5 protein-coding genes are annotated in these 7,447 nt (G+C 68.1%); 1 reads left to right on the top strand and 4 read right to left on the bottom strand.

The annotated features are described in order from the left end of the window. Window positions 1–13 precede the first annotated feature (13 nt). The 4 genes from HMPREF1137_RS07635 to HMPREF1137_RS07650 form a co-directional block, all read right to left on the bottom strand. On the bottom strand, window positions 14–1,585 hold the full coding sequence (locus HMPREF1137_RS07635) for an alpha/beta hydrolase (protein WP_009053869.1): 1,572 nt from the start codon (window positions 1,583–1,585) through the stop codon (window positions 14–16). Beyond that, window positions 1,582–4,245 carry a bifunctional lysylphosphatidylglycerol flippase/synthetase MprF gene (locus tag HMPREF1137_RS07640; RefSeq protein ID WP_009053919.1) on the bottom strand — a complete coding sequence of 888 codons (2,664 nt, stop codon included), beginning with the start codon at window positions 4,243–4,245 and terminating at the stop codon, window positions 1,582–1,584. Before HMPREF1137_RS07640 ends, HMPREF1137_RS07635 begins: the two co-directional genes overlap by 4 nt. Window positions 4,246–4,390: 145 nt before the next feature. Then, entirely contained in the window at window positions 4,391–5,560 is a 1,170-nt protein-coding gene (locus HMPREF1137_RS07645; RefSeq protein WP_009053857.1) for a glutamate--cysteine ligase, read from the bottom strand. A gap of 65 nt (window positions 5,561–5,625) precedes the next feature. After that, window positions 5,626–6,867, bottom strand: a complete 1,242-nt coding sequence (locus HMPREF1137_RS07650; RefSeq protein ID WP_009053915.1) for a THUMP-like domain-containing protein — start codon at window positions 6,865–6,867, stop codon at window positions 5,626–5,628. Window positions 6,868–7,100: 233 nt separating this feature from the next. Here HMPREF1137_RS07650 and groES point away from each other — a divergent pair, with 233 nt between their 5' ends. After that, complete coding sequence (gene groES / locus HMPREF1137_RS07655; RefSeq protein WP_003790486.1) at window positions 7,101–7,397, top strand: co-chaperone GroES; 297 nt, start codon at window positions 7,101–7,103, stop codon at window positions 7,395–7,397. Window positions 7,398–7,447 lie beyond the last annotated feature (50 nt).

Raw genomic sequence — 7,447 nt, forward strand, 5'->3', positions numbered from 1 at the left:
ACGCGGGTCGAGACTAGCGCAGGCCGTCCATGAAGCTCTGCGCGACCGATCCCCACGAGGTGTAGAAGCCGCCCGACATGTTGGCGGCGATGCCGATGAGCATCGCGGCGCTTACCGTGGTGGCCCCGAGTAACGTCAGACGCGCCAGGTATCCGAGTACCCGGAGCACGGGGCGCGGCACAGAGGCGAACAGGTCCGAGTGCTGCGCGCGGTGACGCGCCCGGTGTCGATGGTCGGCCTGATCGCGCTCGTCTTCGTGGCGGCGCAACTGCCAGTGCGGCGCGACAAGCCACGTGAGCACGAGCGAGACGAGTAAGCCGGCAATCAGGAGCCCCAGCGTCAGGTAGCCGTTCGGAGCTGTCGGCGGCACCTCGTGGGTCACGGTGGTCACCGGCACAATGGACGAGCTGGCCTCGGATGACTGAGCGGTGGCCGCCGTCGATGCGGCCCCGACGGCCCGGGAGACCCGGTCGGAGGAACCCCACCACGCCAGCATCGTCGGAATGTGTTCGCGCCACAGCGGGCCCGTGTGTCCGCCGGTCGGTGGTACATCCGTCGTCACCGTGTCGGGTTCCTTGACGGCGGAGGCCATTTTGAGGGCGGTGTAGGCGCCGCCAACGGCGTCGTCGCCGGCGGCCATCGCGTAGATGCGCAGCCCATCCGGCGTGCGATTGGCCAGCATGGTCGACAGCGTGTTGTCGGCCAAGTACTGGTCGCCCTGGTTGGTCATCTGCCCCTCGATCTGCGTGTCATAACCGGACAGCGAGGCGGCGGCGCCGTAGGTCTCGGGCGTGCGCAGGGCCGTCCAGATCGCGCAGTAGGCTCCCGCGGAGAAGCCTCCGATCATCCAGGCGTCGCGATTGGACGTCGTATTGGGGAAGTTGTGTCGGATCATCTCGGGGACGTCGTGGGACACCCACGTGTAGACGGCGGGACGTCCCTCGATGTTGGCGCAGTCGTGGGCCTCCTCGTCGACGTTGAGATCAGGGGCGACGACGATTGTGGGGGGAATGATGCCTGCTGCGATGGCCTTGTCGAGTTCCTCTTGAATGCTGAGGTTTTGAAGGATGCCATCGGGGCCGCCGGGGAAGCCGTGCAGAAGCTCGATGACCGCGTAGGTCTTACCGTCAGTGGGGGAGTAACCACTCGGGGTGATGACGAAGACGGGCAGGGTGATCCCGCTCGAGGGGCCGGTCCATGTGGTCTGGAGCATGCCGTCTTCGGTCTTCGTGAAGGTCGCGTCGAGTTCGGATGTGGCGGCGGACTGCGCGTTGATGTTGGCCTCGCCGCCGGACTGGGCGGTCGTGCCGACGACGGACGACAAGGCGAGTTTTGCTAGATCCCCGCTGGTTTTCACGAGGCCCAGCGAACGATTGAAGACGAGCGCCCCCGCGGACGCGATAAGGATTGTGGGCACGAGGAGGACGACCGTGCGACCGAGCCACCGCCTCGTGCGTCCCGGGCATCGCGAGGGGGCAGATCGGGCGAGAAGGACCGCCCCCGCCAGCAGAGAGAGGATCGCCAGGACGGCGACCACCACGAGGGTCTTGAGCGAGGTGAGGGGGATGCTTCCCAGGGCGCTCATCGGCGCTCCTTTCCGCCACCATCGGACGAGGCCGTGGCAGCGAGCGCATCCGTGTCGGGGCTGCTCTCCCGGGAAGCAGCTCGCGTCGAGCGCAGGTCTCCGACGCCCTTTGCGGCGAGTTTGGCGAGGCCCCCGGCGACCGAGGCGACGAGCGTGAGGGTCTGCGCGGGGGACACACGGGGCACGTACGCGTGCGAGATGGCCAGTCCGACTGTTGCGAGGGATGACGGATCCGGCACCGCCAGGTACAGGGACTGCGTGCGGGGCTTGAACTTGCGCTTGAACGCGTGCAGCGAGGTGAAGCCGTAGAGCGGCTCCATGATGGCGGCCAGCGCGTCGGTGAGGGGGCCAAAGGCCGAGGTGTCATCGGCAGAGCGCGACAGGGGAGCGCCCGACAGTGACAGGATCTCTAGCCCCTCTTCCTGCGCCGCCAGGGCGGCCTTGCCGATGAGGAACTCGATCGCGGGACGCCACCCGGTAGTGCGCCGACGCATGACATCCAGGGTCAGGCCGACGACTGTTCCGTCGCGGTAGATCGGCAACCACGAGGTCACGGCATGGATCGTCGACTCCTCATCGATGGCGACCAGGATGCGCGTCTCAGGGACTGCAAGCTCTCGAACACTGCCGAGCGTAAAGCTCATCTCAGGCAGGGCCTTGTCGGCGCTCCAGGAATCGGAGATGACGGTGATCTGATCGCGCCAGCCCGCCGGGCACTCCTCCCAGGTAGTCCACACGGCCTCAACGCCCTCGCGGGACGCGTGGTTCATCGCGGTGCGCACGTCCTGGTAGGCCTTGCCCTTGAAAGCGAGGCCGGGCAGGTCCAGCAGCGACTCCTCGGCGACCTGCATGATCGTCCAGCCCTCCTCGCGCGCGGCCTGCGCGAGTTCCTCGTGGACCGAGTAGAGCGCGGGGGTCAGGCCCGAGTCGGATGCGAAGGCTGAGAACAGCGCGATCGCCTCGGAGGCCTTGCCTGGCTCGTACGCCAGGTCCGTGACCGTCAGCGCGACGCCGCCCGACCCGCGATAGGCGACCCCGGCCTCGCCGGTAGGGGACACCCACACCTGGTTGCCCTCCCAGGTCTGCATCCACCCGAGGGTGCCTGCACCGTGGGCGCGCAGGAGCGACGTGAGGCTCTCGAGCGGCGAGGACAGCGGGATACGAGGCCGAGCGAGCAGAGCGCTCAGGATGATGGCGAGGGTGCCGACCCAGGCGACGAGTGGCACCCACAGGACGGGCGCCTCGGCGAAGAGGGTCATCGGAACCAGGGACGGCTCGAAGATCGAAGCCGTCGCCGTGGGGAGCAGCGCGAGGGTGTAGTCGTGGAGGATCTGCAGGGGAGTCGCATAGTCGGTGACGGTCAGGTCGTCGCCGGAATTGAGGGCCTCGAGGGGGATGAACGAGTCTTTCGTGAGGAACCCGAGGACGAGGACCGCGCCCGCGCAGCCGACCATGAGGAGCAGCCAGCGCCGCACCAGGGTCGAGGTCGTGGAGGGCTCCGCGTGAATCGTGAAGGAACGGCGCACCCACCACGTGATGACGCACAGGGCGGCGTTAAGGATCACCGGAACGAGGAGGAGCGAGGCCGTGGTGACGAGCTCGGGCCTGGCCATCCCGTTCTCGTCGGTGCCCTGGGCGAGAGCGACACCCGTCGCCGCGACCGTTGACAGACCGAGGACCAGCTGGAGGATAAGAGTGCCGAAGTAGGCGGCGCGCCTGCCCTTGCGCAGCCCGTAGGCGAAGATCAATTGAAGAGTGATGGGGGCCAGGCACAGCAGAGTCGTGATGACGCCGGTGCGGCCCTCGAGCCACCACGCGGGGCCCAGCGACCAGCGCATCTGCGCGAGTGGTCCCTCGGGGGCCGAGGAGACGACGGTCAGCGCGGCAGCGCAGGCCCAGCACAGGGCGGCGACGGAGGCGAGCTGGCGTCCGATCGTGATGTCGTTTCCGGACCCGCTGCGCGCCCCGCGAACCCCCGCCAGCCGCGCGGCCACGATGCCCGCGAGGAGGGCCCACACGCGCGCATACGAGATCGCCGATCCGAGGATAGCCGCCGACAGGAGGAGGATTCCGATGAGGAGGAAATGGGCGCGCCAACGCCAGTGAGAGGCCAGCGACTGCGCTGCGGCGCCCACGAGGGCGACGAGGATGAGGCTTGTACCCCACAGGCTGCCCTCGTCGATCGTTTGCCCCCACATGGAGAACACCTTGGTGAGCAGCGGGAGCGTCAACCAGGTGGCTGCGACACCGACGATCTGTCCCGCGGCCGCAGCGGCTACCCACGCGCGTGTACCGAGGTGTCTCTCGGCGGCGCCGCCCGCAATGATCATAGTGGCGATGCCAAGCACGGCTGTGGCGATGAAATTGCCGGGAACCGCGCCGACGGAGGAGAGAATCGACCACCAGTGAGGGCTGGACGGGTCGGCCTCGAGGGCCGTGAATTGATCGCGCCACACCCAGTAGGTCGCCGACACGATCGTCAGGGCGACCGTAAGGACGGCGGTAGCCGGGCACCGTGACAGCCAGCGGATGGTGAGGCGTGTCAGCGAGGAGAGGAGAAGCCAGATGGTCTGGAGGGTCGTCCCGATCGGGGACATGATCCTGACGAGCGTCGATGGTGCGCCGCCGGTATCGGGTGTCTGTGTTGCTTCCTGTACCACGGGCGAGTGTCCTCTCAGCGTCAGTTTCGAGCCACCTCAAGGATACGGCGGTGTTCTGAGAGTCGCCTGAATGCTATCTGTGAGTGTGTGGTGGTGACGACAGTGCCCCGCGCCGGTGAAGACGCGGGGCAACGGTTTAAAAGCGTCAGACGTTCAGGGTCGCGAACTCGGCGAGAGCCAGGGGGCGCCCCGCGCTCATCTCCGCGCGCATGAGGTCCACCACCGCGTCGAGGCCCTGGCCGGGTCGCGCGGCTGCCGCGACGGCCCGCTGGCGCTCGTAGGAGGCACCGATCGTCAGGATCGTCTCCAGGCCTGCGAACTCGCGCGCGCAGTTCAGGTCGGCGGCCACGGGAGCCAGCTCTTCCTTCAGTCGCGCGATGCCGTCGCGCGCGCTCTCGGTGGCGCCGTCACGAGACACGATCAGCGTCGCGTCCATGCCGTAGCGCGCCGAGCGCCACTTGTTCTCGGCGACGAACCAATCCGGCAGGGAGGGAAGGGGCTCGCCCGCGTCGTACAGGCGCGAGAAGTGCTCGACGAGGACGTGGGTGAAGGCCGCGAAGGTGGCGACCTCGGTCGCGTTGGTCGCAGCGTCATACACGCGGTTCTCGATCGTGCCGAAGGCAGGCGAGGGGCGGATGTCCCAGCGGACCTCGTCGAAGCCCTCAATGACGCCCGTACGGATCATGTCGTCCGTGTAGGCCTCGAGATCCTCCCACGTCGCGAACTGGCGAGGGATGCCGGCGGTGGGCAGCTGCTGGAAGACCATCGCACGGTTGGATGCGTAGCCGGTGTCCTCGCCCGCCCAGAAGGGGGAGGATGCGGAGATGGCCTGCAGGTGGCCCAGATGGGCGGTCAGGGCTGCCTGGATCGGGAGGATCTTCGCGCGGTCTTCGACGCCGACGTGCACGTGGACGCCGTACAAGAGCATCTGATGCCCCCAGTAGGCGGTGCGCTCCACCAGCTGCGCGTAGCGCTCGGAATCGGTGACGCGCTGGCGGCCGGGGCGCGCGAAGGGGTGCGTGCCGGCGGTCGCCAGGTCAATGCGCAGGTCCGAGGCCAGGGGAGTCAGGTAGTCGACGCAGTCCATCAGGTCGGCCATGCACTCGGCGACGGTTGAACGCGGCTTGGAGACGACCTCGATCGTGTTCAGCAGCATCTCGCGGTGGACGCCCGGGTAGAGCTTGCCATCAGTCGTGGCGCGGTCGATGATCGCGTCCGCGCTCTGGCGCAGGTCGTGGGAGTCGCGGTCAACGAGCTGGAGCTCCCACTCGACACCGATCGTGGAACGCTGGGAGGAACCGAAGGGCAAAGACATGTCGATCCTTTCGCTGGCTTCCTCCATTGTGGCAGGGCAGCGAGCGGTGTCGGCGGAGAGCTTCCTTACAGGTTTTTAGCCAACCGTCGGCAGATGATCGCGCGATGGCGCCCGTCCACGCGCGTCGCGATGATGGTCAGCTGCTCGTCGCCTCCGCCCAGTTTCAACGATTTACGCAGGTCGTCGGGGCTGATGTCCGCTCCGCGCTTCTTGATCTCGACGCTGCCCGCGTCTCGGGCGCGCAGCTCGGCGGAAATCGCCTTTGCCCGCAGGTTGGTCACCGCGAGGACCTCGAAGCGGTCGTAGAAGGGGGAATCGGGCAGGTCATCCCCCGTCAGGTAGGCGATCTTCTCGGACACGATGCCCGCGCCGACCTCGTCCGCGAGGCGTCCCAGGAGACCCGATCGGATGACCGCGCTGTCGGGCTCGGCGATTATCGCACCCAGGGGCGCGACCTCCACGCGAGGCGCGGGAGCGTTGGGCGCGTACCCCTCGGGTGTGGAGAGCGAATGGGCGGCCCCGGCCTCGTCCAAGAGGAGGCACGAGCGCCCGCGACCCTCGGGGGACAGCGCGGGGGACCAGAGGGAGGCCTCGACAAGGTCGCCGCCCACGCTTACCCACTGCGCGTGCCAGGAGGAGGGGATGTGCTCGTACGCGATGCCCGGCGCCACCTTGATGCCGACACGGTCGATCGTGGAGGCCCAGCCGAGGGCGAGCGAGAGGGGAGGGGACCACTGCTCCGGGTCCGTGATGCGCGCCGACCCGCGCGAGGCTCCCGTGCGACGGGCCGGGTCGGCGAAGATCGCGTCGACGCCCTCGGCGGCCAGCTCGTCCATGTCGAGGTCCGTGACGTCCCCCAGGCGCACCTCCGCCCCCTCGAAGGCTCGCAGGTTCGCGGCCACGGCGCCGGCGGTATCGGGATCGATGTCGACCGCCAGCACGTTCATGCCCAGGCCGGCGATCGCCATGGCGTCCGACCCGATGCCGCAGCCGAGGTCGGCGACGCGTGTCGCGCCACAATCCCTGAAGCGCTGAGCGTGGCGGGCTGCCACGACGAGGCGCGTCGCCTGCTCGAGGCCGTCGCGCGTGAACACCATGTGGGAGGCAAACGGGCCAAATTTTGAGCGCGCGGCCTGGCGCAGCGCCAGCTGGGTGAGGACTGCGACCACGAGCTCCGCGTCGAGGCCGGAGGCACGCAGGGCGGATCCGAGCTCGGGCAGTGGGATGGGAGTGGTGGCTTGCTTCGCTTGCAGGGACTCCAGCAGCTCCCAGCCGGGGGAGGACAGAATGGGGGTCAGGGCGCTCACCCGCTCATTGTCCCATCTCTTCAGGGACGAGGCCGTGCGGGGCCTGCGGTGCGAAGCGCGGGCGGTGTCTCGCCCAGGGTGAACGCGCCTGGCACTCAGCTTGCCCGAGTGCCAGGGCCGCGCCTACACTCGTGGAGGAAACGCGGGAACACCCGCGACCGGTCCTGCACCTGACCCCCGCGACGGCAGGGAAAGGACGAGCACCTTCGTGACAAAGAAGAAAGGGAGCGACAATGTCGATCTCCATCAAGCCCCTCGAGGACCGCATCGTCATCCGCCAGGTTGAGGCCGAGCAGACCACCGCCTCCGGCCTGGTCATTCCGGACACCGCCAAGGAGAAGCCGCAGGAAGGCGAAGTTATCGCCGTGGGCCCCGGCCGCGTGGACGACAACGGTAACCGTATCCCCGTCGACGTCAAGGTCGGCGACGTCGTCATCTACTCGCGCTACGGCGGCACCGAGGTCAAGTACGACGGCCAGGAGTTCCAGATCCTGTCCTCGCGTGACGTGCTGGCGGTCGTGGAGCGCTGAGCGCTTCGCACACTGAAAGCTACAGGGGCGGCCCGGAAGGAATCCTTCCG

Source organism: Actinomyces sp. ICM39, assembly GCF_000282935.1.
GTDB lineage: Bacteria > Actinomycetota > Actinomycetes > Actinomycetales > Actinomycetaceae > Pauljensenia > Pauljensenia odontolytica_B.